Annotated in this window: 21 protein-coding genes; 4 read left to right on the forward strand and 17 right to left on the reverse strand. The window is 63.7% G+C overall.

Annotation, left to right across the window (positions count from 1 at the left end):
* The first annotated feature begins 112 nt into the window (after positions 1 to 112).
* Positions 113 to 595 (forward strand): flavin reductase family protein, encoded by a 483-nt coding sequence (locus RCO31_RS24935; protein WP_308971277.1) that lies wholly within the window; start codon positions 113 to 115, stop codon positions 593 to 595.
* Between the two features lie 95 nt (positions 596 to 690).
* Here RCO31_RS24935 and RCO31_RS24940 read toward each other — a convergent pair whose 3' ends face one another.
* From RCO31_RS24940 to RCO31_RS24960, 5 genes are all read right to left on the reverse strand, one after another.
* Positions 691 to 2,556, reverse strand: coding sequence for a feruloyl-CoA synthase (locus RCO31_RS24940; protein ID WP_308971278.1), 1,866 nt, complete (start codon positions 2,554 to 2,556; stop codon positions 691 to 693).
* Positions 2,557 to 2,600: 44 nt separating this feature from the next.
* On the reverse strand, positions 2,601 to 4,046 hold the full coding sequence (gene boxB / locus RCO31_RS24945) for a benzoyl-CoA 2,3-epoxidase subunit BoxB (protein ID WP_308971279.1): 1,446 nt from the start codon (positions 4,044 to 4,046) through the stop codon (positions 2,601 to 2,603).
* 7 nt (positions 4,047 to 4,053) lie between these two features.
* Complete coding sequence (gene boxC / locus RCO31_RS24950) at positions 4,054 to 5,742, reverse strand: 2,3-epoxybenzoyl-CoA dihydrolase (protein WP_308971280.1); 1,689 nt, start codon at positions 5,740 to 5,742, stop codon at positions 4,054 to 4,056.
* Between the two features lie 100 nt (positions 5,743 to 5,842).
* The gene (locus tag RCO31_RS24955; protein WP_308971281.1) at positions 5,843 to 6,664 is read right to left on the reverse strand and encodes an alpha/beta hydrolase; all 822 of its coding nucleotides are present in this window, start codon (positions 6,662 to 6,664) and stop codon (positions 5,843 to 5,845) included.
* 16 nt (positions 6,665 to 6,680) lie between these two features.
* A complete protein-coding gene (locus RCO31_RS24960) occupies positions 6,681 to 8,228 on the reverse strand; it encodes a benzoate-CoA ligase family protein (protein ID WP_308971282.1) in 1,548 nt (515 codons plus the stop codon).
* A 121-nt stretch (positions 8,229 to 8,349) separates the two neighbouring features.
* Between RCO31_RS24960 and RCO31_RS24965 the strand changes: the two genes are divergently transcribed.
* Complete coding sequence (locus RCO31_RS24965) at positions 8,350 to 9,252, forward strand: helix-turn-helix transcriptional regulator (RefSeq protein ID WP_308971283.1); 903 nt, start codon at positions 8,350 to 8,352, stop codon at positions 9,250 to 9,252.
* 138 nt (positions 9,253 to 9,390) lie between these two features.
* Here the strand turns inward: RCO31_RS24965 and RCO31_RS24970 are convergent, their stop codons facing one another.
* The 12 genes from RCO31_RS24970 to RCO31_RS25025 form a co-directional block, all read right to left on the reverse strand.
* Positions 9,391 to 10,101: an ABC transporter ATP-binding protein gene (locus tag RCO31_RS24970; RefSeq protein ID WP_308971284.1), complete on the reverse strand. Its 711-nt coding sequence runs from the start codon at positions 10,099 to 10,101 to the stop codon at positions 9,391 to 9,393.
* The gene (locus RCO31_RS24975; RefSeq protein WP_308971285.1) at positions 10,098 to 10,886 is read right to left on the reverse strand and encodes an ABC transporter ATP-binding protein; all 789 of its coding nucleotides are present in this window, start codon (positions 10,884 to 10,886) and stop codon (positions 10,098 to 10,100) included. Before RCO31_RS24975 ends, RCO31_RS24970 begins: the two co-directional genes overlap by 4 nt.
* Positions 10,879 to 11,874, reverse strand: coding sequence for a branched-chain amino acid ABC transporter permease (locus RCO31_RS24980; protein ID WP_308971286.1), 996 nt, complete (start codon positions 11,872 to 11,874; stop codon positions 10,879 to 10,881). Before RCO31_RS24980 ends, RCO31_RS24975 begins: the two co-directional genes overlap by 8 nt.
* A 2-nt stretch (positions 11,875 to 11,876) precedes the next feature.
* Complete coding sequence (locus RCO31_RS24985) at positions 11,877 to 12,749, reverse strand: branched-chain amino acid ABC transporter permease (protein ID WP_308971287.1); 873 nt, start codon at positions 12,747 to 12,749, stop codon at positions 11,877 to 11,879.
* A 182-nt stretch (positions 12,750 to 12,931) separates the two neighbouring features.
* Entirely contained in the window at positions 12,932 to 14,140 is a 1,209-nt protein-coding gene (locus tag RCO31_RS24990) for an ABC transporter substrate-binding protein (protein WP_308971288.1), read from the reverse strand.
* A 218-nt stretch (positions 14,141 to 14,358) separates the two neighbouring features.
* Positions 14,359 to 14,742 (reverse strand): OB-fold domain-containing protein, encoded by a 384-nt coding sequence (locus tag RCO31_RS24995; RefSeq protein ID WP_308971289.1) that lies wholly within the window; start codon positions 14,740 to 14,742, stop codon positions 14,359 to 14,361.
* Positions 14,743 to 14,746: 4 nt separating this feature from the next.
* Entirely contained in the window at positions 14,747 to 15,913 is a 1,167-nt protein-coding gene (locus tag RCO31_RS25000; protein WP_308971290.1) for a thiolase domain-containing protein, read from the reverse strand.
* 184 nt (positions 15,914 to 16,097) lie between these two features.
* Complete coding sequence (locus RCO31_RS25005) at positions 16,098 to 17,069, reverse strand: formylglycine-generating enzyme family protein (protein WP_308971291.1); 972 nt, start codon at positions 17,067 to 17,069, stop codon at positions 16,098 to 16,100.
* Positions 17,066 to 19,330, reverse strand: a complete 2,265-nt coding sequence (locus tag RCO31_RS25010) for an arylsulfatase (protein ID WP_308971292.1) — start codon at positions 19,328 to 19,330, stop codon at positions 17,066 to 17,068. Before RCO31_RS25010 ends, RCO31_RS25005 begins: the two co-directional genes overlap by 4 nt.
* A gap of 38 nt (positions 19,331 to 19,368) precedes the next feature.
* A complete protein-coding gene (locus RCO31_RS25015) occupies positions 19,369 to 21,453 on the reverse strand; it encodes an acetate--CoA ligase family protein (protein WP_308971293.1) in 2,085 nt (694 codons plus the stop codon).
* 9 nt (positions 21,454 to 21,462) lie between these two features.
* Entirely contained in the window at positions 21,463 to 22,707 is a 1,245-nt protein-coding gene (locus tag RCO31_RS25020) for an acyl-CoA dehydrogenase family protein (protein ID WP_308971294.1), read from the reverse strand.
* A gap of 114 nt (positions 22,708 to 22,821) precedes the next feature.
* Positions 22,822 to 23,883: a glutathione S-transferase family protein gene (locus tag RCO31_RS25025; protein ID WP_308971295.1), complete on the reverse strand. Its 1,062-nt coding sequence runs from the start codon at positions 23,881 to 23,883 to the stop codon at positions 22,822 to 22,824.
* 119 nt (positions 23,884 to 24,002) lie between these two features.
* Between RCO31_RS25025 and RCO31_RS25030 the strand changes: the two genes are divergently transcribed.
* Positions 24,003 to 24,644, forward strand: coding sequence for a TetR/AcrR family transcriptional regulator (locus RCO31_RS25030; protein WP_308971296.1), 642 nt, complete (start codon positions 24,003 to 24,005; stop codon positions 24,642 to 24,644).
* Positions 24,645 to 24,880: 236 nt separating this feature from the next.
* Positions 24,881 to 25,912, forward strand: a complete 1,032-nt coding sequence (locus RCO31_RS25035) for a hypothetical protein (RefSeq protein ID WP_308971297.1) — start codon at positions 24,881 to 24,883, stop codon at positions 25,910 to 25,912.
* Positions 25,913 to 26,135: the final 223 nt, after the last annotated feature.

Genomic DNA, 26,135 nt, shown 5'->3' on the forward strand with positions numbered 1-26,135 from the left:
CCCGGAGTATGGCCGTGATCCTGGAACCACGCCAGCCCGTGCATCATGGCAGCAAAATTGCATATAATGTCCAGTGAAGCCGTCACCATTTCGAAACGTTGAGGAGTTCACCGTGGACCAAATCACCGATGCAAAAACCTTCTGGCGCGCGCTTGGATCCCGCGCGATCGGCGTTGCGGTCGTGACCGCCAGCGGCTCGAGCGGACCTGCCGGTTTCCTCGCGCTTTCAGCGACGCATCTCACGGCTAATCCGCCGACCATGCTGGTGTCGATCGGCCAAAGCACCTCGGCGCTGGCACCGATCCTCGAAAGCAAGCACTTCGCGATCAACTATATTGGGAAAAGTCGCGAGGACCTCGCCAAGGAGTTTGGCGGCCAGGGCACCCGCAAGGGCGCGGACCGGTTCCTGCCCGGTGAATGGAACACCTTGAAGACTGGCGCACCGGCGCTGATCGGTGCGGTCGGAGTGCTGGATTGCGAGCTCGAGGAAGCGATCGAACGGCATGGCACCACAATCGCCATCGGCCGCATCGTGGCCTTCACGCAGGCGCCGGATGTGCAACCTCTGATCAGCTTCGCCGGCAAGTATATTTGACGTTATCAAGGAGCGAAGCGACGCCGTTCTTCGAACGTCCGTAGGCGGGTGAAGCGACGCCGTTCTTCGAACGGCTATGGGCACGCAATGGCGGACTAGGTGATGCTGCCGCAGCCGATCCATTCCGTCGAGGCGTCATTGCGCAGCTTGGCGAGCGCGTCGGCCCGCCGTGTCAACACTGCGCGCTGGTTGATATACCCCTTATCGGTGATTTCGCCTCCGTCGATCGATGGTGGCTCAACCAGCAGCAATGCGCGTGTGGCGTGCCCGGCGGAGCCACTGTTTTGCGCCTTCAGTCCGGCAAGACCACGCGCGATCGCCTCGCGGACATTCACGTGTGCGAGCACGTCGCTGACCGCCGCTGTGTCCGGCAGGCCGGACACAGCGCGGCTGGCCGCGACATTCGGAAAAATCAGGAACCGAACTTCGTCCTCGTCGTGTCCCGCAATCACGATGTCCTGCGCCAGCGGCGCCAGCGCTGCGACCGCGGCCACGCGCAGCATGCCGACCGTCACCCACGTCCCGGACGAGAGCTTGAAATCCTCGCTGATGCGGCCGTCGAAGAACAGGCCGCCCTCCGGCCGCTCGCCGTCGGCGAACCTGACGGCATCGCCGATGCGATAATACCCTTCCGCGTCGAACGCCGCGGCCGTGAGCTCCGATGCCTTCCAATAGCCTGGTGTGACGTTCGCACCGCGCACGCGCACCTCAAGCTTTTGGCCCGACGGCACCAGCTTCAACTCGGTGCCCGGCACGGGCACACCGATATTGCCCGGGCGGCCGGCAAGGAAATGACAATCGGTGGCAAGTGGCGCGGTTTCGGTCGATCCCCAGGCGGACACCATCGGGATGGCATGCCCGGTGGTTTTGATCGAAAGGTCCTCCATCGCATCCCACAGGTTTTGCGGCAGCGCGGCCGCGGCATAGAACGCGAAGCGGACGTTGGCGAAAAACCTCTCGCGCAACGCCTTGTCGTCGCGCAGAGCGCCGAGCAGCATGTCGAAGCCGCGTGGCACGTTGAAATAAACGGTCGGAATCACGCTGCGCAGGTTGTCCAGCGAAGTCGTAAACAGGCCCGGCGCAGGCTTGCCCTGATCGATATAGAGCGTGCCGCCGTTGCGCAGGACCATGTTGAAGTTGTGATTGGCCCCAAACGTGTGGCTCCAGGGCAACCAGTCGAGCACGACCAGGTCGCTTCGCTCGAGGAACGGCCAGACCTGGGCCCGCGCCGTCTGGCTCGCCGTCAGCATGCGGTGAGTGTTGACGACCGCCTTCGGCGTACCGGTCGAACCGGACGTAAACAGGAACTTCGCGATCGTGTCGGGCGTGATCGCCGCAAACGCCCGCGCCACTGTTTCGCTCTCCGTCGTTGCAAGAACTTCGGACGCCGGAATCCCCTCCGACTTGTCCGCGTTCGCACCTGCGATGACGACAGCGCGATGGCTGCTCTTGATCGCAGCAAGCGCCGGCGCAAACGACGCCGCGTCGGCAACGTAGATCGCGCCAGGGTCGAGCAGCACCGCGGCCGCGCGCAGCTTCTCGTAATCCTTCGAGACGAGCGAATATGCCGACGAGATCGTCGCCACCGGAATGCCGGCGTGCATCGCACCCAAAGCGAAGATCGCGTGCTCGATGGCGTTGTCGGAGAGGATCGCAAGCGGACGCTCTACGCTGAGGCCCTCGGCGAGCATCCAGCTCGCCGCCGCGCGAACACGCCTTCGCGTGTCACCGTAGCTGATGGTTGACCACGCCGCTTTCGCATCGGTCCGTTCGGCAAGGAACATCTTGTCCGGCATCTCGCTCGCCCACCGTTCGAGCCATACGCCGACCGCGCGCTCCACCGGTCCAAGCGGAACGGTCGATCGGACGACAATCGAGCCGTCCGTGCGGTGCTCCGCGACCACCGATGGCTTCGCGAACAGCTCGGCAACATCACGGTCGCGCACGTCCGCGAGCTGCATCGATCTCCTCCCCTGCTTCACGGCCGGTCTCTGCCGGCCGGCCCCTATTCCGAGATCTTCACATACTCGAAGTCGCCGGGCTTGTTGTCGATGCCAACCTTCGGCGGCGCGATCCAGCTTGCGAACTCGCCCGGCTCGCTCACCGGGGTCATCAGTGAAGCGATGAAATCGCCGTCCTCGGTCGACGGCAGGAAATCGTCGCGCACCTTCTTCCACTGGGCGTCGCTGACGATCTCGCCGCCGGCCGTCGCATGCATGTTCTTGAATTCGCCGATCTGGCGATGGAAGGCGGTGTGCGGCAGCGCGAACTCGAAATCGACGCCGAGCGCTTTCACGATCTTGTTCCAGCGTTCGATGCCCTTGTTGCAGTCGTTGGTGTAGTCGTCGCGCAGTCGCATGTTGAGCGCGGTCAGTGCCGGCTCATCGACGAGCTTGATCGCGCCATCGACCCATTTCAACACCGGATAGGTGTCGCCGGTCAGGCGATGGTCGTCGCGCAGCCGCGTCTCCTGGAAGCGGCCCTTCAGGCCGGCATTGTAGAAGTTCGCGGCGTTGGTCGAAACTTCCGAGCCGAACAGGTCGAGCGACAGCGAATAATGCAGATTGACCTTCTTCTGCATGGTCGGCAGGTCGATCACGCCGAGCGCGCGCACGCGCTCGACTTCGTGCGGATCGTCGATTCCCGCCTCTCGCATCGCCTCGCAGGTGCGGCGCAGGATGCGGCCGACGCCTGTCTCGCCGACGAACATATGGTGCGCCTCTTCCGTCAGCATGAAGCGGCAGGTGCGCGACAGCGGATCGAAACCAGATTGCGCCAGGCTCTCGAGCTGCATCTTGCCGTCGCGGTCGGTGAAAAAGGTGAACATGAAGAACGACAGCCAGTCCGGCGTCGCCTCGTTGAACGCACCGAGCATCCGCGGCGAGTCCGCATCGCCTGAGCGGCGGCGCAGCAGATCGTCCGCCTCCTCGCGGCCGTCACGGCCGAAATATTTCTGCAAGAGGTAGACCATCGCCCAGAGGTGGCGGCCCTCTTCGACATTGACCTGGAACAGGTTGCGCATGTCGTAGAGCGATGGCGCGGTCTTGCCGAGATGGCGCTGCTGTTCGACTGATGCGGGCTCAGTGTCGCCCTGGATCACGACCAGGCGGCGCAGCATGGCGCGGTATTCGCCAGGCACCTCCTGCCAGGCCTTCTCGCCCATGTGTTGACCGAAGTTGACCAGCCGGCCCTCCTCCTGCGGCGCGAGCAGCACGCCCCAGCGATATTCCGGCATGCGCACGTAGTCGAACTTCGCCCAGCCTTTCGGATCGACGCTCACCGCCGTGCGCAAATAGACCAGGCTTTCCTGGAAGCCTTCCGGGCCCATATCGTTCCACCAGTCGAGATAGCCCGGATGCCAGCCCTCCAGTGCCTTCAGCACCTGGCGGTCCTCGGTGAGATTGACGTTGTTCGGAATCTTCGTCGTGTAGTCGACGTTCATGATGTTCATGTGTGCCTCACACCCGGGTCATATCGAATTGCGGCCGCTCGCCGGTGCCATAGCGCTGCAAGGCGCCCGCTTCCCCCACTGCGTTCGGCCGCTGGAAGATCCAGTTTTGCCAGGCGGTCAGCCGGGCAAAAATCTTCGACTCCATCGTCTCGGGCCCGACGAACCGCAAGTTCGCCTCAAGCCCGGTGAGGCTGTCAGGCGAAAAGCTCGTGCGTGCTTCGAAGAACACCCGAACCTCGTCGTCCCAGTCGATATCGTCGAGCGCGAACGTGACGAGGCCCAGCTCTTCGGCTGTCTCCGCGTCCAGCGGCTGGCCCAGACGAGCTTTGACGCGATCGAGCTCCGAAGGATCGGCCTGGAAGCGCGATTGAAGCCGCGTCAACCCGTGGCTCATCGGATATGGACCGAAATTCATTGCGCTGAGCATGAGCTTGGGCGGCGCGCGGTTGTCGCCCTGACGCGAGCCGATCAACATATAGGCCCGGTCGGCGGCGAACACGAGCTCGGCGAGCGAGCCGGCAAAGCAGGAGCCCGGCTCGATCAGCGCCACCAGCGTGCGCGAGGTTACGTCGACGCGCTTCAGCACGCGCTTCCAGAAATGTCGCACCTCGTTGACGAACCAGTTGTCCTTGCAGGCGTCGAGCACCGCGTCATAGGCGAGCACCTGCGCGGGATCGCCTTCGGATTTGAACACCAGCACGGCAATCTCGAGTTCGTTGAGGCGCAAGTGCAGGATCGCGTCATCCAGTTCGCGCGCCACCTGCAATGGCCAGAACGCCGCTCCTTGCACGACGACCGCCTCAGGATCCGCAGGTGGCGGTACCTCTGGCGCCTTGATCGAGATCGTTGCGGTGCGTGCAGCGCGATCGATATCGGCGCCGACAAAGCGATAGCGAATGCTGTCGCCCTCGATTGTGCGCATCAATGGCGTGAGCTTGATGCCCTCGCCTTGCGCGTCGCGCTTCGAGGCGGCGGCGAACGCGCGGGCGCGGTCGGCGACACGCGCCTCCAGTTTCGAGTTCGGCACGACCTCGTCCACCAGCCGCCACTGCACCGCGCGCTTGCCCTTCACGCCCTCTTCAAACGTGCAGAAATAATCCGCATGGTCTCGGCGCACTTTTCGTTTGTCGGTGACGCGCGTCAGCCCACCTGTGCCTGGCAGCACTGCCAGCAGTGGCACTTCGGGCAATGATACCGCCGCCGAACCATCGTCGACCAGGACGATGTGATCGGCTGCAAGCGCCAGCTCATAGCCGCCGCCGGCTGCGGTGCCATTGACGACGCAGATGAAGTGCTGGCCGGAATTCGCGCTTGAGTCCTCGATGCCGTTGCGCGTTTCGTTGGTGAACTTGCAGAAGTTGACCTTATGCGCGTGAGTTGCGCCCGCAAGCATGCGGATGTTGGCTCCGGCGCAGAACACACGGTTCTTGCCCGAGCGCAGAAGCACTGCCTTCACCTGCGGATGCTCGAACCGCAAGCGCTGCAGCGCGTCTGCTAGCTCGATGTCGACACCGAGATCGTAGGAGTTCAGCTTGAGCTGGTAACCATCGAACAGACCGCCATTCTCGTCGACGTCCATGGTCAGCGTCGCGATCTCGCCGTCGACCGCGAGCTTCCAGTGCCGGTACCGGGACGGGTCGGTCTGGAAATCGATGTGCGTGGCGCCATTGGCGAGTTTCTTGTCCTCAGCAGCCATCGCACCATCCTGAGAGTTTCAAGCGGAAAGGTGCATAATAATGCATATTATCGAGAAATGATCCAGCCTTTGGCTTAAGATTCGGCATTTTGATGCAGTTTTATGCCGCGCGGCCGAGCAACCCCTCGCCGTGGCCCTGCAAGATGCGGTTGGCAAAGTCTGACACTGCCTTGAGCGTCGCCTCAGGCTCTTCCCGGTGCGGCGAATGCGCCGCATTGGAGATCATCGCCACATCGACGGGACAATAGCATTCGGCCTCCGCGACCTCGATCTGACGCACCGTGCCGTACTGGTCATCGGCCCCCTGCACGACCTGCACCGGCACGCGGATGTAGGTGAGATATTCGGAAATATCCCATTCGCGGAATTTCGGATCGAGCCACGCGCCGTTCCAGCCATAGAACGCGTTGTCCACGTCGCTGTGCCAGCGCGACAGCTTCGCGCGCAGTTCGCCTCCTTCATAGTTTGCCTTGATCGCGGCGATCGAGGAGACCGACACGTCCTCGACGATGAAGTGTGGTGCGATCAGCGACAGTCCGCGGATGCGATGATCCTGAATCCCACCGGCATAGATCGCGGCGATCGACGCTCCGTCCGAGTGACCGACCAGCAGGCCGCGGCGAAAGCCCATTTGCTCCAGCACCTTCGGCAACACCTCGAGCGCCTCGATGTGCATGTAGTCGAGCGGACGCGGCAGCGTGACAGGGCTCGATGCGCCGTAGCTTGCGCGCGAATAGACGAACACCCCGCAGCCGGTAGCGGCCGCCAGCCGATCCGGAAAATCGGCCCAGAGCCCGACGCTGCCGAGCCCCTCATGCAGCATGACGATGGTCGCCGCCTGATCCGGCGCAGGTCCGATCGTGCGGTACTCCAGTTCACTCGCGCCGATCGTCAGCCGACCCGCCTCCTTCCAGATTGTCATTGCGCACACTCCATTCTCACGCGGAATCGCCGCTTCGCAGCTTGAAGCGCTGGATCTTTCCGGTGGCGGTCTTCGGCAGGCTCTCGACCACTTCGATCCAGCGCGGGTATTTCCAAGGTCCGATGCTGGTCTTGACGTGCTCCTTCAGCGTATCGTGCAGCCCGTCCAGCGACGCACCGGCCTTCGGCACGACGTACGCCTTGGGCTTCAAGAGTCCCTCCTTGTCCGGCGCCGCGATCACTGCAGCCTCGGCGACGGACGGATGGGTGATCAGCGCGCTTTCAACCTCGAACGGCGAGACCCAGATGCCGGAAACCTTGAACATGTCGTCAGCGCGGCCGCAGAAAGTATAGCGGCCGTCCGCATCGCGCGTGTACTTGTCGCCCGTGCGCGTCCAGCCTCCCTCGAAGGTCTGCCGGCTCTTGCTGCGCTGGTTCCAGTAGCCTTCCGCCGCGGACGGCGCATCCACCAGCAGTTCGCCGACCTCGCCGTCAGCGACATCTGCGCCGGTCTCGTTCACGAGACGCACGCGATAGCCCGGCACCGGCCGCCCCGACGAACCGTATTTGATGTCGTCCGGCGCATTCGACAGAAAGATGTGCAGCAACTCGGTCGAGCCGACGCCATCGAGAATATCTACGCCGAAACGCTGCTTCCACGCCTTGCCGACCGCTTCCGGCAACGCCTCACCTGCTGAGGTGCAGATGCGCAAGTGCGCAAAGCGCGTCTCGTTCCTGCAAGCCTCGTCGTTCAGCATCGCCGCAAACAGCGTCGGCACGCCATAGAAGATCGTCGCGCCGTACTGGCGCATCAGACCGAACATCGCCGCCGGCGTCGGCCGCTCCGGATACAGCACCGTGGTCGCGCCGACCGACATCGGAAATGTCAGCGCGTTGCCGAGGCCATAAGCGAAGAACAGTTTTGCCGCCGACAGGCCGACGTCGTTCTCGCGAATGCCGAGCACCTGGTGCGCATACGTCTCCGCGGTCGCCTGCAGGTTGGAATGCAGATGTCGCACGCCCTTCGGCATGCCGGTCGATCCGGACGAATAGAGCCAGAATGCCGGTTCGTCGCGATGCGTCGCCACGGTGTCGAACGCATCGCTCTCGCGTGCAATCTCATCGGCGAACCGGAGATGGCCGTGCGCGTTCTTGCCGACGACGATGACCTGCGCGAGGTCGGCCATGCGGCCGAGCAGATCCTGCACCACGGGAAGCAGCGCCTCGGAAACGAACAGCACGCGCGCGCGGCTGTCGGCGAGCACATAGGCATATTGATCGGCGGTCAAAAGCGTATTCAGCGGCACCGGCACCACGCCCGCCCGCATCGCGCCGAGAAACACGATTGGAAACTCGACCGTGTCGAGCATCAGCATCGCCGCGCGTTCCTCGCGCCGGACACCAAGCCGCTTCAGGAGGTTGGCGAGCTTGCGGCTCTGCGTCTGCAGTGCGCCATAGCTCAGTTCCGCAACCGTATCAGTGAATGCGAGCTTGTTGCCGCGACCTGCATCGATGTTGCGATCGAGCAGATACGTCACCGCGTTGTAGCGATCGGCTTCGCTCATGCGGCGCTCCTCCAGGTACTTTGAATTATAATTCATATAAAGCCATCAGGCCTGCTTGCTGTCAATCAGCCTGAGCACTATGGTGCAGGTTCGTGGGAAACACCCCAAGATAAAGCCTGTCATGACTGAGCAGACGTCTTCCGACGACACCTTCCTGCAGGAGCTCGGCCAACGCGTGCGCACGATGCGCGCCCTGCACGGCATGTCACGCAAGGTGCTGGCGAAAGTGTCGGGAATTTCCGAACGCTACATCGCGCAACTGGAAAGCGGCAAAGGCAACGTCTCGATCGTGTTGCTGCGGCGGCTCGCGCACGCGATCGGCGCGCCGTTGGAAGATCTCATTTCCGACGGTGACGGCTCAGGAGACTGGCCGGTGATCCGCGCGCTGGTGCGCAAGGCGACGCCGCAGCAGGTTGCCCAGGCGAAGGACGCGCTGTCGGGCCAGCCATCCGCGACGCAGCGCAAATTTGCGTTCAGTGGCATTGCGCTGATCGGCCTGCGCGGCGCCGGTAAGAGCACGCTCGGCAAGCGCCTTTCCGAAGAGGTCGGTTGGAGCTTCGTCGAGCTGAACAAGGAAATCGAGCGGCAGAACGGTCTGTCGGTCGCCGAAATCCTCGCCCTCTACGGCCAGGAAGGCTTCCGCCGCATGGAGCAGATCGCGCTCGTGCAAACACTTGCGCGCAAAGACCCGGTCGTGCTCGCGACCGGCGGCGGCATCGTCTCCGAACCGCTGACCTTCGACCTGATCCTGTCGTCGTTCTACACGGTCTGGCTGAAGGCCAGGCCTGAAGAGCATATGGCGCGCGTGCGCGGCCAGGGCGACCTCCGGCCGATGGCCGATGATCGCTCGGCGATGCAGGAGTTGCGCACGATCCTTCTGAGCCGCGAGCCACTCTATGCCCGTGCTGCAGCCCAGGTCGACACCGCCGGCCTGAGCATCGACGAAGCCGCCGCGCGCTTGGCCGACGCTGTCGCACCGGTGGTGGCGAAGGCGGAACCACCGCGCGTCAGTGCGGTGCGTTGACCCCTCTCCGAGTCGTCCCCGCGAACGCGGGGACCCATAACCACCGAATTCGAAAGCAGGTACGCGGTCATTGCGATATCGCTGCGACGGTGGCCATGGGTCCCGGCTCGCGCTTCGCTTGGCCGGGACGACAGAAACTCACACGCCCAAATACCTGTCCAGCAGCTCGGGCTTCGCGGCGAGCTCTGTCGGCGTTCCGGAAAACACCACGACGCCCTTCGACAGCAAGATCGTGCGGTCGGCGATGCGCGAGAGGTTGCGGAAGTCCCGATCGACGACGATCGCAGCCACGCCCTCCGCCTTGATCGTCTCGAGTGTCCGCCAGATGTCCAGGGCAACCATCGGCGCGAGGCCTTCGGTCGCCTCATCGATCAGGATCAGGTCGGGGTTGGTCATCAGCGCCCGGCCGATGGTGAGCATCTGCTGCTCGCCACCGGACAGCTGCAGCCCACCATTGTCCTTACGTTCGCGCAACCGTGGAAACAGTTCGAAGATCTTTTCCAATGTCCAGGCTCTGCGGCCGTCCGTCCCGGCACGCGCCGCCATCACAAGGTTCTCGACGACGCTCAGCGAACCGAACACGCCGCGGCCCTCCGGCACGAATGCGACGCCGGCGCGGGCAACTGCCTCAGGCGCGGCGCGCGCGATGTCGCGCCCGGCGAACGTCACGCTGCCGCGGCAGTCGGCGACGAGGCCCATCAGTGATCGCAGCAAGGTGGTCTTGCCCATGCCGTTGCGGCCGAGCAGCGCTACCTGCTCGCCGCCCTTCAATTCCAGGTCGATGCCATGCAGCACCTGGCTTACGCCATAAAATGCTTCAAGCCCCTCCGCTTTCAACAGCGTCGTCACGCCGCGCCCCCATCGGCGCCGCCATGAGCGCCGAGATAAGCCGCGCGCACTGCCGGATCGGTCCGCACTTCGCCCGGCAACCCGGACGCGATCACCCGCCCGTCCTGCATCACCGTCAGGCGATCGGCCAGTTCGAACACCGCGTCCATGTCGTGCTCGACCAGCAGCACCGCGTGGCCCTCGCGCAGCGATGCGATCAGATCGACGATGCGTCGCGCCTCCTGCAGTCCCATGCCGGCGAGCGGCTCATCGAGCAGGATGATGCGCGGACCGGTCGCGAGCACCATGGCGATCTCGAGCTGGCGCTGTTCGCCGTGGCTCAGCTTATTAGCGGGCATCGCCGCCCGCGAAGCGAGGCCCGTCCGCACAAGCGCAGCATGCGCGGCGTCGTTCACTGCCACGTCCGACATCGCACTGCCGAACATGCGCAACGGCGCTTTCGAATGCGCCTGTGCGGCAAGCCTGACATTCTGATACACTGAGGATTGCTGGAAGATCGTCGTCTTCTGATACGATCGGCCCATGCCTGCGCCCGCGCGCCGCTCCGCGGCCAGGCGGGTGACGTTGCGTCCGTCGAGCATGATTGCGCCCGCACTTGCCTGCATGTCGCCCGACAAGAGGTTGATCAGCGTCGACTTGCCGGCGCCGTTCGGACCGATCACGGCGTGAATCTCGTCCGAATGCACATCGAGCGAGACGTCGGCGACGGCGCTGAGCCCGCCGAAATGCTTCGACAGGGAGATCGCCTGAAGCGAGACCGTCTGCGAGTGCCCGGCCTCAGACATGCTTCGCCTCGGCGACAGACGTTACAGTCGGCGTATCGTCATTCGCCGGGCCGAACGCCGCGATCAGCAAATGCCGCATGCCATCAGGCAGCGCCAGCACGATGGCGATGACGACAAGTCCCTCGATCAGCTTCCAGTACTCGGTCGCGGTCTTCAGGACCTCCTCCAGCCCGAGCAGCACGAATGCGCCGATAAGCGGACCCGCGACCGAGCGCAGACCGCCGATCAGCACCATCACCAGCACGGTGGCCGAGAGATGCCAGCCGAGCATCTGCGGCGCGACGTAGCCGAACTGCGCTGCCGCAAGATAGCCCGCGACGCCGGCAATCGCGCCGGAGATGACGAACGCTGTCAGCCGAAGGCGAAAGATCGGAAAGCCGAGCGAGCGGGCACGGCGTTCATTGTCGCGCGCCGCCGCCAGCGCGTGTCCGAACGGCGACCGCACCAGCATCGTCAGGAGCGCGATCGTCGCCAGCAGACACGTCAGCACGGCGAAATAGAAGACCAGCGGCCTGTCGAGATCGAGCAGCATGGTGCCGGCAATCGCCACCTCCGGCTTGTAATTGATGAAGGTGCCATCGGAGCCGCCGGCGATGGCGGTGTCGTGAAACAGGAAAAACAGCATCTCGCCGAAGGCAAGCGTCACCATGATGAAGTAGACGCCGCGGGTGCGCAGCGCCAGCGCACCGATGATCAGCGCCGCGAGCGCGGCGCTGCCGACGGCAAACGGAAACGACACGAAGAACGACGCCGGATCGTATTTCGGCGTCGCGAGCGCCAGCGCGTAACCGCCAAGACCGAAGAAGGCGGCGTGGCACAGGCTGACGAGACCGCCGAAGCCGACCACGAGATTGAGCGCCATCGCCAGGATGCCCATGATCAGCACCTTGCTGGCGAACTGCACGTAGTATGTCGGCACCGTGAACGGCAGCGCCAGAGCAACGGCAAGAAGAACCGCCACGGCAATAATGGTCCGGTAAGCCGCCATCGCTACGCCTCACGCCGGCCGAGGATGCCATTCGGCCGCCACAGCAGCACGCCCGCCATCAGCACGTAGATGAGAACGCTCGAAATGTTCGGGAAGAACACCTTGCCGAACGTGTCGGTGAGGCCGATCAGCAGCGCACCGATCGCCGCGCCCGCGATCGAACCGATGCCGCCGACCACGATCACCACGAACGACAGGATCAGCATGCCGTCGCCCATGCCGGGAAACACGGTCGAGATTGGCGATACGAGGATGCCGCCCAGCGCGGCGAGCGCAATTCCCGTGGCGAACACGTAACGGTTGATCTGATCAAAGCCGATGCCCAGCGCCCGCGTCATCTCGCGATTTTCAGCGCCGGCGCGGATGACCATGCCGACCTTCGTGCGCTGGACGACAAGGAAGATCGCCGCCGCAATGGCGAGACAGAACCCACAGAGCGCCAGCCGATAGACCGGGTACGACATGTTGTCGGTGAGCTGGATCGATCCGGACAGAAACGCCGGCGGCGCCACCGAATGCACGTCCTTGCCGAACACGACCTGGCGAATGTCGTCAAGCACGAGGATCAGGCCGAACGACAGCAGCACCTGCGCGAGATGATCGCGCCCGTAAAGGCGACGGATGAAGACGTTCTCGAGGGCAAGCCCGGCGACGAACGCGATCGCCATGCCGCCAATCAGCGCCAGCCAGAAACTCCCGGTCGCTGCGGCGATGCCGTACGCCATGTAGGCGCCGAGCATGTAGAACGTGCCGTGCGCGAGATTGATCACGCCGAGGATGCCGAACACGAGCGTCAGGCCGCTGGCGACAAGAAACAGGACCATTCCATACTGAATGGCGTTCAGGAGCTGAACGCCGAACGTTGCAAGGTCCATCAAACGATCCGTCCTGGAGGCGCAACCACAACCCACCCTGCGCGCGGATTTCCTTTCAGCATATGAACCTGCCGGTCAAGCCCGCTGAATGAGCGGCCACGCCCATCGCTCACTTGGGCAACGCGGAATGGGCCGTCGGGCCCACTCCGGTAAAGCGCTGCCCCCATCGAACCCGCCGGCCGCTAGGCCATCCGGCAGCCGCGCGCGGGATCGTCCAAACTCTCGTGCGCGATCGAGACGAACTCGTTGCGGCCGTTGCGCACCTCTCGCAGGTAGATGTGCTGGATCGGGTTGTGTGCCTTGTTGAAGCTGAGCGGTCCGCGCGGCGAGTCGATCTTCGCCTTCGCCATGGCGTCGATCATCTTGTCGCGCGCCTTGTCGTCACCACCAACGGCATTCAGCCCGACATCGAGGAGCGCCGCGGAATCAAAGCCCTGCACCGCGTAGATGTCGCCGTCCATCTTGGTCTTCGCCTTGAAGGCGGCGAGAAACGCCTTGTTCGCCGGATTGTCGAGATTGTCGGCGTAATGCAGCGTGGTCTTCATACCGTTCGCCGCTTCGCCCTGCGCCTCGAGCACACCGTCGGTCAGGAAGCCCGAACCATAGAGCGGGATGGTCTTGTTCAGGCCCGCCGCCGCATAATCCTTGACGAATTTCACCGCGCCACCGCCGGCGAAAAAGCTGAACACTGCGTCCGGCTTCAGCGTCGCAATCCGCGTCAGCAGGGCCTGAAACTCCACCTCCGGAAACGGCAAGGTCATTTCCTCGACGATCTTGCCGCCCTGCTTGGTGAAGTTCTCCTTGAACGCGCCAGTCGACTCCGCGCCTGCCGCGTAGCGCCAGGTGATCGTCGCGACGTTCTTCAGTCCGGCGTCAAACACCACCTTGCCCATCGGGTAGGACGGCTGCCAGTTGGAGAACGAGGTTCGGAAAATGTTCGCCGCGCATTGCGGCCCGGTGGCGTCATTGGCGCCGGCGTTCGGTATGATCAGAAGCGTGTTGTTGTCGCGCGCAACCTTCACCATCGCCATCGCGACGCCGGAATGCACGGTGCCGACCACGACGTCGACCTTTTCGCGGCCGACGAGGCGGTTCATGTTATCGGTCGCGGCCTCCGGCTTGGACTCGTCGTCGACCTGCACGAAGGTGATCTCGCGCCCGCCGAGCTTGCCGCCCTTCTGCTCGACATAAAGACGAAACCCGTTGTCGATGAACTGGCCGAGCTTCGCGTATGTGCCGGTGTAGGGCAGCATCAGGCCGACCTTGAGCGGCGCCTTTTGCGCGACCGCGGGCGAACGAAGTTGTGGCGCGACGGCCAGGGTCGCAGCACCGGCCGCGCCGGTCAAAAGCCCGCGCCGCGTCAAGCCGGGCAAAAGAATGCGATGTGTCATGAACGTCTCCCCACTCGGTACTTTATTATTGGTGTGTCAGCGGCAATTGTCTTGCGCAAGGAAGTTTCTTATTGGGCATGATCTGATCCGAAAACCGGTACCCGCTCTTCGGGATCATGCCCTGCAGCATAATTCGCGCCCAAAGCGGGGACAAGAAATATAATGCAGCCGGCGATCATGGACCGCCGGCTGCATCCGGTCTGCAAACTTTGCCCCGCTCAGGCCGGCTCGAACATCGGCACGCGCTGGCCGTTCTCCGATTCCACCAGCGCGACGCGGACCTTCTGGCCGATCGCGAGCTTGGCGGCGTCCGCGTTGACGATGTTGGTCATCACCGTCACGCCCTCGTCGAGGGTGACGTAGGCGATGACGTAGGAGTCGTTCTTGCCACGCCGCGAGACACTATAGGTGTAGATGGTGCCCGTACCCTTGGCCGGCTTCAGCTCGATGCTATCGCTGGTGCAGAACGGACAGTTGGCGCGCGGATACCAGTGAAATTTGCCGCACGACTTGCACTGCGGCACCGTGAGCTGGCCGTCGTTGACGCGGCTCCAGAACTGTGCGGTCTCTGCGGTCACCGCCGGCGATGCAATCTTGCTCATCGCTTTACTGCCTTTCCATGATCAATGTCGCGCTGCCGTGCCGGCTGCCGAGCCGTCCGCCAGTGCCTTGCGCGAGCGCCAGGTTACAATTCTTCACCTGCACCGCCGGATGCGCCTCGCCGCGCAACTGCCGCACGGCCTCGATGATTTTCGTCATGCCGCCACGGTTCGACGGATGATTGCTGCACAGGCCGCCACCGTCAGTGTTGAACGGCAGCTTGCCGGTCCCGGAAATCAGATTGCCGTCGGCGACGAACTTGCCGCCCTCGCCCTTCTTGCAGAAGCCGAGATCCTCGAGCTGCATGACAACCGTGATGGTGAAGCTGTCATAGATCGACGCATATTTGATGTCGGCCGGCTTCACGCCAGCCTCGGCGAAGGCCGCAGGGCCCGCGACCGCAGCGCCTGACGTCATCAGGTCGATCTCGCCGCCGCTCTGTCCCTTGATCGCTTCGCCTGCGCCGAGCACGGCCACCTTCGGGCGCTTCAGCGCGGCGGCAATCTCCGGCTTTGCCACGATCAGCGCGCCGCCGCCGTCGGAGACGACGCAGCAGTCGAGCCGGTGCAACGGCGAGGACACCATCGGCGATCCCAGCACCTCGTCCACCGTCACGACATTCTTCAGCATCGCATGCGGGTTGTACTTCGCGTGATGGGAAGCCGCGACCTTCACCCAGGCCAGCTGTTCGGGCGTGGTGCCGTATTCGTACATGTGCCGCTGCGCGCACATCGCATAGAGATTGACGGTTGTGGCGCTGAACGGCACTTCCCACTGGGCCTCAGGCGAGGCGTCGCCGGTCGCGCGCGGCACCGCGCCGCTCGACCCTTCCGAACGCGGCCGGCCTGCGAGCGTGATCAGCGCTGCGTTGCACTTGCCCGCTGCGATCGCCTGCGCCGCATGTCCAACATGCATCAGGTAGGAGGTTCCGCCGGCCTCGGTCGAGTCGATATGACGCACCTTCAGATTCAGGTAGTCGACCATCGACATGCTGCTGAGACCGGACGCGTCGCCCGCGAAGTAGTAGGCATCGATGTCGTTCTTGTTGAGCCCGGCATCGGCGAGCGCACCAATTGCAACTTCAGCATGCAACTGCACCAGCGACTTGTCGGGCGCATGCCGCGTCGGATGCTCATACGCACCGACGATGAACGCGCGATTTTTGATTGTCATTTCTTGCTCTCGTTCCACTTGGGCGGCTGATCCGCCGCGGCGGCATCAAAGGCAAGCAGGGCACGTCCGTCAACCCGGGAGCAAGCTGCGCGAGGAGGCCGCCGTTCCAACATGCGGACCGTCGAAACCCGAGAGACCACCGTGTGAGCGTTCGAGCAGCTTGCAGCGGTCGCGCATCGACTGCCTATGGCTGCCCGAGATCGCGGACGCAGCGAAAGCCGACGTGTCCCGTCGTCGTGTCGACTGTCGATGCTGAGCGGGCGGCATTGCGATAACGCCAGCAATACGACGGATGGCAGAGGAAGCTGCCGCCGCGCATCACCCGGTGCGTCCCATCCTCAGGGCCGCACGGATTGATGATCACCGACGCGGTGTTGCCCGCCAAACGGCGGCTGGAAAACCAGTCGCTGCACCATTCCCACACATTCCCGGCCATGTTGTGCAAGCCGAAGCCGTTCGGTGCGAAGGCACCAGCGGGTGCGAGGCCGTAAAAGCCATCGTCCGTCGTGTTCTGACTCGGAAAAGTCCCCTGCCAGACATTGCAGCGATGTTCGCCATTCGGCGTCTCGTCATCGCCCCAAGGAAAGCGCCTCGCGTCGAGACCGCCGCGCGCGGCCTTTTCCCATTCGGCTTCCGTCGGCAACCGCTTTCCGGCCCACGCGCAGAAGGCCAGCGCATCGGCGTGCGACACGTGCACCACCGGCAGCTGTTCCCGTCCCGAAAGATCGGAGCGCGGACCTTCCGGCCGGCGCCAACTCGCGCCGAAGACCTGCCGCCACCAGGGAGCTGCGGCAACGCCACGCGTTTCCTCGAAATCGTCGGGCAATAGCCCGGCAAACACGAACGACCAGCCGATGCGCTTGGCGTCAGTGACATAGGACGTCGCTTCGACGAAGCGGGCGAACCTTGCATTGGTCACCGCGCACCGGTCGATCCGGAAGCCATCCAGGTGAACGCGGCGTGACGGGCCCTCACCGTCGGACGGGTGCCCCTCGCGCCGGTCGCAGCCATAGGCGAACGTGCCGGCAGGCACGATCGCCATGTCGCTATCGCCCTCGCCCGGCGCGCCACCGGCGGCGATCGCTTCGGTACGCGCGCGCACCGCCCTGGCCGCAGCGGCCTGTGGCCCGCAACACGACGCGCGCGCTTCGGTCATTGCCGCGCCATCTCCACCTTCGCCTTCACCGCCATCGCTTCGGCCTCATCCTTTGCAGAACGGCTCGCCATATCGAAAACCAAGCGCGTGATCTTGCCCTGGAACTGGAACGGGGCGGCGTAGTCGTCGCTCACGGCCGAACCTGCATCGCAACCGGCATCCATGCCGTTGGACGAGATCATGCGCAGGATCCGCGGGATCTCGACGCTGCCGCAGGCGACGCCGTCGATCGACACCGTCGCCCTGCCCCTGTCGCCGATCTTCTCAAGCGAAACCGACAATGTGGATTTCCCTGCTGGAACAGGCCTGTCGGAGATCGCTTTGCAGTGACGCGTGAACAGGTTGTAGTCGAACACGAGCCGATCGCCGAGCACGTAGAACGCCATGCCGTTGTTGCCGGTGCCAAGCGCGAAGATCGCGCCCTCCGATTTCGCCGTCGGCCGATCGACTTCGGCGGTGGCGACGAAGCTGCGATTGCCGAGTGCGGGCGACACCTCGCCGGTCATGTGCGCGACCGGCGGATACAGCACATAGCGGCGGCGGTTGCGCGGCGTCAACGCGCGCGGGGTTGGACGCCAGAGCTCGGCACGGCGGTCGTCAAGCGGCAGCGCGCCATAGCGATCGGCCTCAGCCCACCAGAGCTCGATCATTTCCTTCAGCTTCTCCGGCTTCTCCTTCGCGAGGTTCCGGCATTCGGAGAAGTCGCTGTCCAGATGATAGAGCTCCCATTGATCCTCATCGAACGGCTTGCCGGGTGGATGATAGGCCACTGCTTTCCATCCGCCGGCCCAGATGCCGCGATGGCCGTACATTTCGAAATATTGCACGCTTTTGCGCGACGGCTCGGCCTTTGCCCCCGCCGGAAACGTGTAGGCCAGGCTCACGCCATGCATCGGCATCTGCGCGATGCCATTGACCTGCTCCGGCGGCTGAATGCCGAGCACATCGAGCACGGTCGGGGTGATGTCAGTGACGTGATGAAACTGGTGACGGATGGCGCCGCGATCGGCGATGCCTTTCGGCCAGTGCGCGATCAGGGGATCGCGGATGCCGCCGCCATGGGTGTTCTGCTTGTACCGCTTGTTCGGCGTGTTGCCGGCCTGCGCCCAGCCCCAAGGATAGTTTGTCTGCGACTTCGGCCCGCCGATGTCGCCCATACGCGAAGAGATCTCTTCAAGTGTCTCCGGGATGCCGTTGAAGTACTTGAAGGTGTCGATGACGCCAAGCGGACCGCCCTCCTGGCTTGCGCCGTTGTCGGACATCAGCAGGATCAGCGTGTTGTCGAGCTCGCCGATCTCGGCGAGGAACCTGGCCAGCCGGCCGATCTGCGCGTCGGTATGATCGAGGAAGGCCGCAAAGGCCTCCTGAAGCTTCAGCGCGAGCTCCTTCTGCGTCTCGGGCAGCGAGTCCCAGGGCTCGACGCCGGGATTGCGCGGCGCAAGTTCGGTGTCCTGCGGGATGATGCCGAGCTGCTTCTGCCGTTCGTACCATTGCTGGCGGATCGCATCCCAGCCTGCGTTGAAGCGCCCCTTATATTTGTCGATATAGGCTTGCGGCGCCTGGTGCGGCGCGTGGGTCGCACCGAATGCGAGATAAAGAAAGAATGGCTTCTCCGGGATTGCCGACTTCTGGCTGCGCACCATGCCGATCGCCTGATCGATCAGGTCCTCGCTCAGATGATAGCCCTGTTCGGGCGTGCGCGGCGCATCCACGGGGTGGTTGTCGGCGTAGAGCTCCGGCGTGAACTGATCGGTTTCGCCCTGCAGGAAGCCGTAGTAGCGGTCGAAGCCGCGCGCCAGCGGCCACTGGTCGAATGGTCCAGCGACCGAGGTCTCCTCCATCGGCGTCAGGTGCCACTTGCCGACCGCGAAGGTCGAATAGCCATGAGGGCGCAGCATTTCGGCGATGGTGCCGGCGCTTTTGGCCACCGTGCCGGTGCAGTTCGGAAAACCCGTGTTCCAGTTCGCGAGCCCGCGCATGCCGACCGAATGGTGGTTGCGCCCCGTCAGCAGTGCTGCGCGCGTCGGCGAGCACAGCGCCGTCGTATGGAAATTCGTGTAGCGCAGGCCACCCGCGGCAAGCCTGTCGATGTTCGGCGTCTCGATCGACGAGCCGTAGCAGCCAAGATGCGAGAAGCCGAGATCATCGAACAGGATGACGAGCACGTTCGGCGCGCCCTCCCGCGGTCGCGGATAATCCGGCCACCAGGGCTTCGATTCCGGAATCGTCCGCCCGATCGTGCCTTTATATTGGATGGTCATACCGCCCCCCTTTCTTGTTCGTATTCTCTTCTGTCCCATCATTCCTTCGTCACCAGCACGGCATCGAGCGCAATAGCGCCCTCGCCCTTGGCCCTGACGACGAATGGATTGATATCGACGCTTTCGAGCCTGTCGCCTGCGGTGGCCGCAAAGCGCGACAGCGCAACCAGTGTGTCGGCGAGCGCGTCGACGTCGGCTGCGGGAGCGCCGCGCCAGCCGTCCAGCACCGCGCGCGCTTTGATGCTGTCGATCATACGATGCGCCTCGGTCTCGTCGAACGGCGCAAGACGGAAGCTGACATCGCGCAGCGCCTCGACCAGGACGCCACCCAGGCCGAACATCACGACCGGGCCGAACACGGGGTCGCGCTGCACGCCGAGGATGCATTCGACGCCACCCTTGACCATCGGCGCGATCAGCACCCCCTCGATTCGTGCCTGCGGCTTCGAGGTCTTCGCCCGCGACATCAGCTCATCGAACGCATTGGCGACCTCATCCTTGCTTTTCAGGTTGAGAATGACGCCGCCGATCTCGGTCTTGTGCAGGATGTCGGGCGAAACGATCTTGGCTACGACCGGATAACCGAACGACTCCGCAGCAGCAGTCGCCTCGGCTGCATTACGCGCGAGGCGATGCGGCATCACCGGGATCCCGGCGGCCTTCAGGCTCGCCAGCGCACCCGCCTCGCTCACCGTGCCGCGCGGCAGATCGACCTTCGGCAAGGCTTGCGCCTTCGCGGCTGCATTGCTGGTGGCGTAGCTCGCAAGCGCCGCGATCGCCCGCACTGCGCGGCTCGGATCGGCGAAAGCCAGCACCCGTCCCTCGTCGAGCTTGTGATGCAACTCCGGCGTAAACAGGCTGGACAGAGCGATCACCCGATCCGGATGCTTCGCACGCATGTCGATTGCCTGCTGGACCAGTTCCGGTCCTCGCGCCGAAAGACCGGCCGCGGACTGGAAAACGACGAGGCTGTCGTAGTCACCATCCTCCAGCATCAACCGATAGGCGAGCGGCATCAGCTCATGGTCGCTGGTGATCTGGCCCGTGACATCGACCGGATTTCGCGCCGAGGCGAACGCAACGCGCGCCAGAATTTGCCTCTGTGCCGCATCCGGCATCGGCTTGGCGTCAAGTCCGAGGCTTGCGGCTGCATCCGCCATCAGGACACCCGCTCCGCCCGAGGCGGTCAGCATGCCGATCGACTTACCGCGCGCAACACCTGCGACCGACACCGCATAGGCAACGTCGAACGCCTCCTCGATGGTCGCGGCACGCCAGACCCCATACTGCCTGAACACGGCGTCGTAGATCGCATCCGCGCCGGCGAGCGCTGCCGTGTGCGAGGCCGCGGCCGCAGCACCGAGTTCGGTACGGCCGACCTTGACGATCACAACCGGCTTTTTCGCCGCGCGCGCTTTCTCCAGAACGCGGGTCAGCTTGGCGCCATCCCGGCAGCCCTCCATGTAGGCGAGGATGACCTTCGTCGCCGCGTCGTCCACCAACCAGTCGAGACAGTCGGCGAGCTCGACATCGGCCTCGTTACCGGTGGTCACCCAATGGCTGAGGCCGAGACCGCGCTCGCGCGCCAGCGAATAGGCAAAGCCGCCAAACGCGCCGGACTGGCTGACCAGACCGATGCCGCCGATCTTGGCGATGCCGGTGGCCGCGACCGGACTGAAGGTCGCATAGACCGCACTCTCGCCGCTCATCACGCCGAGGCAATTCGGGCCGAGGATACGCATGCCGCTGTTGCGCGACAGCTCGGCGATTTTCTGCTGCGCTTTCGCGCCGGCCTCGCCTACCTCCGCAAAGCCCGACGTGAACAGCACCACGGATTTCACCTTGGCGTCCGCAGCCTCGGTCAGTGCCTGAAGCGCAACAGCCGCCGGCACCGCGACGATCGCCAGGTCGATCTCCTTGCCGACGTCCTTCACGCTCTTGTAGGCGCGGAGGTCCTGGATCGACTCGTATTGCGGATTGATCGGGTAGATTTCCCCGCGATAGCCATAGCGCTTCAGATGCGCGATCGGTACGCCGCCGATCTTCGTGGCAGTGCCGGAGGCGCCGATCACGGCGATCGATTTCGGACGGAACAGCGAGTCGAGCGAATGTCTTGTTGTCATTTCCTGGCCTCACAGCCCTCGTTCGCCGAGGAGGTAATGCGCGCTTTCGCCGACCACCTCGTGCGGTTCGAGGCGGAAGAGCGTCCGCAGGTGAACCTCATCGGGGCCGTCATAGATGCGCATGGTGCGCGCGGCAGTGTACGCCGCAGACGCCGGCGTGTCGTCCGAAACGCCCATCGCGCCGAAGATCTGCACCGCGCGATCGGCAATCGCGCTGTAGGTCCGCGCCACTGCGACCTTGATCATGGAGATCTCGCGCCGCGCCGCTTCCGGCCCGCCTTCGTCGAGCAGCCATGCGGTTTTGTAGACCAGCAGTTTGGCCTGTTCGACCTCGATGCGCGACAGGGCGATCGCATCCTGCACATTGGCGAAATCGCCGATCGGCCGGCCGAAGGCACGCCGCGACGCCGAGCGCTCGCGCATCAGCTGGATCAACACGTCGCAACTGCCGAGGCTGCGCATGCAATGGTGGATGCGCGCGACGCCGAGCCGCGCCTGCCCCATGGCAAAACCTGCCCCCTCTTCGCCGAGCCGGTTGGACTGCGGCACGCGCACATTGCGCAGCACCAGTTCCACCGGCGCGCCGAGTTCCTCGCCGCGTCCGAAGATCGGCAGCGCCCGGACGATTTCGAGGCCGGGCGTGCCGATCGGCACGATGACGATGGAGTGCTTCGCAGCGCTCGACCCGTCCGGATCAGTGACGCCAACGACCAGCACCATCTTGCAGCCGGGATGAGCTGCCCCGGAGATGAACCACTTGCGGCCATCGATCACGTAGTCGCCGCCATCCTTGCGGATACGCGTACGGATGTTGCGCGCGTCGGACGAGGCGACGTCCGGCTCCGTCATGCCGAACGCAGTCCAGATCCTGCCGTCCAGAAGCGGCGCCAGCCACTGCCGTTTCTGCTCGACGGAGCCGAACTTCTGCAGGATTTCCATGTTCGGGACGTTCGGCGCGTTGCAGTTGAACACGATCGGCGCCCACGGCAGCCGGCCCATGATCGCCGCCAGCGGCGCGAATTCGAGGTTGGTCAGCCGCGTGCCCGGCTGATCGGCAGCGAGATCGGGCAGTCCGAGATTCCACAGGCCGCGCCGACGCGCTTCTGCCTTCAGCGTTTCGAGGAATGCAGGCGCATTGCCATCCTTTGCGACATGCGCGTGCCATTCGCGATTGCGCGGCAGCACTTCAGCGCGGAAAAAGTCCTCGAGACTTTGCTGCAGCACCATGCTCCTGTCGGAGAACCGGAAGTCCATCGCCTTTATCCATCTCTGCTGCAGTGAAGATTCAACATTGTCGCGCCGCCTAAAGCATTTTCCGGAAAAATGGACACCCGGTTTTCCGCAGAAAATGCGACCGAATAAACGAATCTAGAGCGGCACAAGCGGCGGGACCATCTGCTCCTCGCCCGGCGAGAACTGCAGTGGTTCCCAGCATCCATAATGTTTGAGGGTTTTTTCCAGCCGTGCGCGCGGTTCGCCCTCGACGGATGCGAGCGCGGCCTTCAGCCAGAGCAGGCATCGCCTCTTGTAGGCGCGTGTGGGGTTCGGATAGCTCCGACCACGAAGCTTGAGGCCGTAGAGCTTGGTGCCGGCAGCGATTGCCGCGGCGTTGGCGACGAGGAACGGCAGATAGGTATCGCCCGCAAGCTCGAGCAGGGCTGCGAGGCCCGCACCGGGCGGAGCTTGCGGATCGCGCCACTCTCCCTCGATGCCGGACGCATCGTCGAGATCGTGCTGCCACTGATAGGTGCGTACCGCGTCGCGCCGCATGATCTCCGACGGCGTCGGATCGACGGCAAGCTGCGAGAGCTGCCCGTAGAGACCGAAGTCGCCGATCGACGGCCGGCCGCCGAAAAAGAAGCGGCTGTGCTGGACCTGCAATTCGATCGCCTCGAGCACGCGGCGATAGCCCTCATACCAAAGTGGACGGTTGGTCCCGAGGTCGCCCGCGCGTGCCAGCATGCCGACCTGCCGGTCACGAAAGAACGCGACGATCTTGTCGAACTCGTCCGCCGGCATCGCGCCGAACCACCCGGCCATCTGCCGTCGCGCGCAGAACTCCTGGTCGATTTGCTTCGCCCAGCGAAAATCGAACATCGCGAATACGAGCCACTCGTCGGCGATATCTTCGAGCAGCAGCGCAAGGAACCGATCCGCCGGATCGTCCGGCAGAACGCTGCGGCTACCGGGATGCATCTGCTCCAGCGCGAGGATCATTGGCGTCGAATCGGCCCAGTAACGACCGTCCGGCAGCTGCATCACTGGAATGATGCCTTTGCCCGCCTTTGCAAGTTCGCCTTCAGGATCGCGAAATTTCGGCGGAACGACCCAGTCGTGCGCGATCCGGCGATAGCGCAGGACGGCCCGCATCTTGAAACTGTAGGGTGAACCCGGCCCGCCGATGATGCGGTACCGCTGCGTTCCACTCATCGAGCGCTTCCCTGGATATTATCGCATTCTTTTATGCGATATAATCCGCCGCCCACACGGTTGTAAAGTCGGTGCAAAGTCGCCTAAGAATTGGAAAGTTCACGAAAGTCACTCCCCGCATGTCTGAAACCGCTCCCGAAGAACGCATTGACGGCCGCAGGCAGCGGACCCAGGTCACGCGCGCCAACATCGTCAATGCCGCCATCGCCCTGCAGAACGAAGGCAACATGCGGCCGTCGATGCAACAGATCGCCGAGCGTGCCGGCGTCTCGCTGCGCACCGCATTCCAGCATTTCCCGGAAAAACATCAGCTCACTCACGCGGTGCTCGACGAGCTGACGCGTCTGAACCGGGTCGATCCGCCCCCGGCCGAGCTCGCCACCCATAGCGCGCTGGATGCGCGGATGAAGACGTTTCTGGAAATCCGCTGCCGACAGCTCGAGGGTCTCACCCCGCACCGGCGCGCGGCAAACTCGATGATCGCGACGTCGAAGCTTTTGCAGGAGCACCGGATCAAGGTGCGCCAGCGCTACCGCAATGTCGTCGAGACATGGTTCGCGGCCGAGCTCGACGCACTGTCGGATGCCAGCCGCAAGAAATGGCTGATCGCGATCTCGACCCTTGTCGACTGGGAGATGTGGCAGTCACTGCGCACCTACCCCAACCGCAGCATCTCGGAAGCTCGCGACCTGCTGGCCCTGCTGCTCGAAGCCGCGTTGAAACAGATGGAAGACGAGGCCAAGAGCCGGTCGAGGCGCTGAAGCGCGAAGAACAGTAGCCCGGATGAGCGAAGCGAAATCCGGGGCCACACTCGCGGCAAGCCTCAGCGGCATATCTCCCAGATGTCGCTCCGCTCATCTGGGCTACGAGCCGCTTTTGTCGCTTGATTTGCGGCGCGCTTTATGTTCATTATTTGTTCTTTAGTTGACTGAATTCCTTTTCTGGGTTGGGGGCAATCCACATGTTCTGGCGAAAGAAAAAGGCACGCGCCGATGGCGTGCCGGATATCGCGCGTCGTGAAATTTTGCGAGCCTGGAGCGCAGAGGACGCGGAAGTCACGTTGACGGAGACCGGCTTGGATTGGCTGCCGGGCAGCCATCGCGTTCGGGTTCAGATCGGGAAGAATCCCGAAACAGGCAGCCTGCCCCGCTACCGGATCACCGTCTCCACCGACGTCCTTCGCGCAGTGCCTCTGCACGAGCAGGCATTCGTCGAAACCGCTTCCCTGATCGCCGACACCTTTTGCCCGACCTACGCGCCGGTCTATCCACCCGACGGACGGGTACAGGGCCAGCCGAACGACCTGATGTTCTTTGCTTCCGCCTATGTCGACGAGACAACCGCGCCGTGGCTGTCTGGTTTCCTCGCGCGGATGTCCATCCTGCAGCCGTTCAGCGCGGAAAGGCTTGCGGATGATATCAGCGATCAGCTTGGAGGCGGCGCGCCGGCTTACGTCACGGGTTCGAAACGAGACAAGCCGAACAAGTTGGTGCTCGGCGTCGCGTCTGTGATCCAGTCGGAAGGGATGGCACCGAGTCATTGGATCGACTCCGATGAGTTCGAGTTTTTCATCGAAGATCACGCCAGGAACGATTTCTGTTTCGGCACGGCCGACGAGACCGGCATGACGCTGGAAACACCGTTCGGCTCCGATTCCGCGCTGATCCGCTTCAGGACGGATAACGAAGCGTTCCCACCGCTTGGCAGCGGTCTCGCGGTCGAGACCCAGATGAGGCCCATCCTCGCTCACCGCGAAATCTGCAAAAGAGCGGCGTGGCTCAACTATCTTGAATCCACTGAGTGGACGGACTTTCCTCAATTGGGCCGCTGGTACTCTCGTCCCGTCTCCGAGGACCAGGCGTTTCTGGCGCACAGCTCCTTTGTGCCGAATATGTTCTATGCCGAGGGCCTTGTGACCAACTTCGGCCTGTGGGCACTCGCGCGCGCACAATGGGCGAAGAACATCCTCCTGCCCGACGCCAAGAACCTGACCATGCGCGAAATCCTCGACGCGCGTGGGCGGGGTTGAGATTTGCGCAATCGTGGAAGCAATCAACGAGTTCGGCCAAGAACGGAAGCAAAGCGCAACCGGCCAATCAGCCATCTCGCGCACCACGGCACCCATGAAAATGAGCGCGAGCCCGGATGGTCTTCCTCTACCGGTGATGCCTGCCCTTCGGAGTATGCAGGAAATCCGGGCCGCTAAAGTCTACCACAGGTATCCCCAGGAATCGCTTGCCCCATCTGGGTTG

This window comes from Bradyrhizobium sp. LHD-71 (assembly GCF_031157255.1).
In the GTDB taxonomy this organism is placed as follows: domain Bacteria; phylum Pseudomonadota; class Alphaproteobacteria; order Rhizobiales; family Xanthobacteraceae; genus P52-10.